The organism is Blautia sp. OF03-13 (assembly GCF_003460685.1).
In the GTDB taxonomy this organism is placed as follows: domain Bacteria; phylum Bacillota; class Clostridia; order Lachnospirales; family Lachnospiraceae; genus Fusicatenibacter; species Fusicatenibacter saccharivorans.
Map to the genome: position 1 here is coordinate 1 of NZ_QTVR01000050.1, position 3,745 is coordinate 3,745.

The following is a 3,745-nucleotide window of genomic DNA, read 5'->3' on the forward strand; positions in this document are numbered from 1 at the left end:
GAAGAAGCACATATCTGTGCAAAATCTAAGTAACAGGCGTATCCGCCGATATTTGGTCTGCCGCCTAAAGCGGCCGGAAGCACGTGACTTTAGTCATGTGAGGTTCACTACTGTTTCAGCTAATTTATGTTTGCAGGTTTGGGAGAGATTGTTTCTTTTCCCGACTTTTCTCTGATTTACATCCCCGAATAAGGGGTGACAACAGAGCGGAACCCAAATGTTAGCTGGACTTCCTAAAACCCATGTTTGCAAACCGGTAATTTTGATTAGCTGTCAGCTAACAAAAATCGGATTGCGTTAGCTGGAAATTGATCATTTGAATGGAATTTCATGTCGCGAACGTGATTAGAAAATAACAAAAGCGTTCGCTGTCAGCTAATCCAGCTAACATTTTCGAACGCTTTGAAGCCCGTCGCCAAGAGGATTTGAACCTCCGACCCCTCGCTTAGGAGAGCTCCAACCTATTGTCACTCTCTGTCAATCTGAGGTAAGGTAAACCCAAGTGGGATACTATATAAAACTGTTTCCAATTCAATTCGAGTTATTCTGAATACCCCCTCTGTCAAGCTCTGTAAAGCTCTGAAAGTTAGCTGATTGTTTGCTCCAGCTAATAATTGGGGAATGCCTTGATATTACCATCGACATCTGTTATATGACCACCATGCTTCGTACGTTCGATCATGGTAAACAGTATTCAATTAAACTTCCTATCGAAAGCACAAGATATTTTCTTGTCTATAAATAATATAACGCATACGAGACGGTTTGTCCATGCGTTTTTGACTGGCAAATTTTATTCAGTAAAAATATCTGTAACCTTTTTTGTAACTGAATCTCCATCATTCCATCATCAAATGATGGAGATTCCAATAGATATTATGGAGATAGACTAATTACTTCATCGTCTTCGCCAGTGAATTGAGCAATGCCCGCATCTCTGGATTTGCCAACACTTTTGCCAGAAGTTCCGGATCGACTTCATCAGCAACAGTTGCATTATTATTTTCCTGCTGTACATGCATCTGTGGATCCAGATTCTTTTTCTCATAAAACGCTTCTTCAAAAAGCTCTGCATTTTTCCTTCGGTCATCATCCAGAATATGAGAGTACACATCCGTAACCATATTGACCTGAGCATGGCCGGAATCACCCTGTACCGCCTTGATGTCTCCACCATTCAATTTCAGCTTATAAGTAACGCTGCTATGACGAAAACTGTGAAATACAACCGGTGGGAGATTATAGTCCTCGATCAGTTTTTTTAAAGGACCACGGATTGCTCCATCTCCGAGAGGAAGACCAAAGGTACTTGCCATAACCAGGTTATAGTCCATATATTCATCACCAAGAATTTCTTTCATTTCATCTTGCTCAACCTTCCAGTCTACCAACATATTAGCAACACTCTTCGGTAAGAATATTTTACGCACACTGCTTTCTGTCTTCGGTGTTTTCAGAATACGGACCGTAGAATTCTTCTTATGATTTGTCGGAAATACCAACAACACATCTTTTCCATCCAATGCATTTAAAGATTCTTTTCTTATACGCTGTGATTCTTTGTTGATGAAGACATATGCACGGTTTTCTTCAATTGCCTCAGGAGAAATATCTACACAATCCCAGGTAAGACCAAGCAGCTCACCAAGTCGCAGGGAACATGAGAAAGATAGATTAATTGCGAGCTTTAATCGTTCATCTTCACAGACACTGAGCGCATACATCAATGTATCCGCTGTCCAGATGTCTCTTTTTTGTGATTTATGTTTTGGTACAGTCGCATGGGTGCAAGGATTCTTCTCCATCAACTCCCATTTCACTGCCTGTTCAAAACAGTTTCTAAGCAGCTTATTAATATCCCTGACCGTACTGGAAGATACAAATTCATTTCGACTGGTTTTATTCAATGGATTGATAACTGCACGTCTCTTCAAAAGACTCTGATAATATCTTTCGATGAAACGGGTATTGATCTCTGAGAGTTTCGTATCACCAATGATCGGAAGAATATAGTTATTGATAAGAGAGACATTTCCTTCATATGTAGAAAGCGCCCAGTTTTCTTTGCCATAAAGTGCAACATATTCTGTAATAAGCTCGTCCAGTGTTTTGCATTTACGGACGACAAATGATCCCATCTCTTTTTTATATTCAATTTCTTTTTTTCTTCTTTTAGCTTCGGCTTTTGTTTCATAGGTTTCCCATTTTTGTTTTCTCTCGCCTTTTTCATTCGTATAAGAATAGATTACATTGAATTTTCCGTTTCGTTCTCTTATTGATGCCATATTATTGCATACTCCTTTCCAAATCTCTTTGCTCCATCCAGTCCTCAAATTCATCCCGACGGATCCTAACTCGACTGCCAACTTTTATTACGGTGAACTTTCCTGTATCCGCCCACTTGTTGATCATGCTTCTGCTGACCTTTGCCAGATAGGAAGCTTCATCAAAAGTAAGATACTTTATATTTCCATTGCTTCCTCGTATTCCGGTCTGTGATAATTTCTTCCGCCGGAAATTAGCCAGGGCAATATTCTGTTCCTGTGCAAGTTCTTCATAATCATTCGATGGATCCAGCTTATACCGATCCTGACCTTCCAGGAATTTTTGAAAACTCTCTTTTGTGATCCTTTTCTTTTCTGCAATCACAATGAATTCAAAAAAATGACTATACTTTGGATTATCAAGAATTGTATATACTGCGCTTCTGGTTGTTCCAAGCAGCTGTGCCATCTCAGGCATCGTAATTGTTGCATCTTCCAGAAGAGCATCTTTTTCTCTGTCTTCCTTTGTTCGATACCGGGACTGGCTTTTATACCAGTTCTGAAAAGATTCTTTTGGTATTCGTTTCCAGTAATCGACAATAACAGCTTCCATTTGATTTTTCTTGAGTAAATCATAAACAAGATACTCATCAACACCCAACAGATCCGCAACTTCCTTAACGGAATAGGACCAGGATTTCAATTCTTTCCCCGGTTCTTCTCCGGTAACTTTATGGTATTTAATCTGATTGGCGTACCATTTTTCAAAGCTGGCAATATTGATTCGTATCTTTCCGGCAATCTCTTTAGATTCAAAAACATTTTTATGCACCAGCCAGTATCGATCTGTCTTTTTTAATCCCAGCAGCTTTCCCATTTCCGGCACGGTCATCCAGGTTCTCTTTTGTGTCGGACGCCGTTTGTAAGGACTGTCTTCTGATATCTTTGAAATGATCTCTTCAACAGCGTCCATTTCCGGAACTTCTTTTTGTTTCACAATTGCTGTTGCCATTTATTCTTCACTTCCTGTCTTTTTTAGTGTTAGTGTTTTTTCTTATATCATATCTCAAATCCAGATAAAAATTTAGGATGTCGATTGCAGACAAAATCTGCCTGATCAACACCCTGTTTTTTATTGTTCCAAGTTATCGAGCCAGTCATCGAAACTCTTCTTAGAGATGCGATACTTTCCGCCATCCAACTGGATCCACCGGAATTCCTTTTTCTTTAAAAGGTTATAAATAGTAGGTCTGCTGACTCCTAAGATTTCCTGTAACTCTTGAACTGTATAACATCTTTTTTCTGACATTTCTTTATCCTCTTTTCTTTGAAATATGAAAGAAAAATTATCCCTTCATATAACGAAACGCTCAGAGCATGTTTTACAGTGGTCAAAAGCAAATTTTTTTACTTTTTTTCTTACGAGTTTTCTTTAATGCAACTCGTAACATTAGATTTTTACATTTTTCATGAAATTAAGT

3 protein-coding genes are annotated in these 3,745 nt (G+C 38.8%); all 3 read right to left on the bottom strand.

Going from position 1 to position 3,745, the window contains the following annotated elements:
• Positions 1 to 893: 893 nt before the first annotated feature.
• The gene (locus tag DXA55_RS16755) at positions 894 to 2,285 is read right to left on the bottom strand and encodes a tyrosine-type recombinase/integrase (protein ID WP_173817058.1); all 1,392 of its coding nucleotides are present in this window, start codon (positions 2,283 to 2,285) and stop codon (positions 894 to 896) included.
• Position 2,286: 1 nt separating this feature from the next.
• On the bottom strand, positions 2,287 to 3,276 hold the full coding sequence (locus DXA55_RS16760) for a helix-turn-helix domain-containing protein (protein WP_117814656.1): 990 nt from the start codon (positions 3,274 to 3,276) through the stop codon (positions 2,287 to 2,289).
• A 120-nt stretch (positions 3,277 to 3,396) separates the two neighbouring features.
• The gene (locus tag DXA55_RS16765; RefSeq protein WP_003864535.1) at positions 3,397 to 3,573 is read right to left on the bottom strand and encodes a helix-turn-helix domain-containing protein; all 177 of its coding nucleotides are present in this window, start codon (positions 3,571 to 3,573) and stop codon (positions 3,397 to 3,399) included.
• Positions 3,574 to 3,745 lie beyond the last annotated feature (172 nt).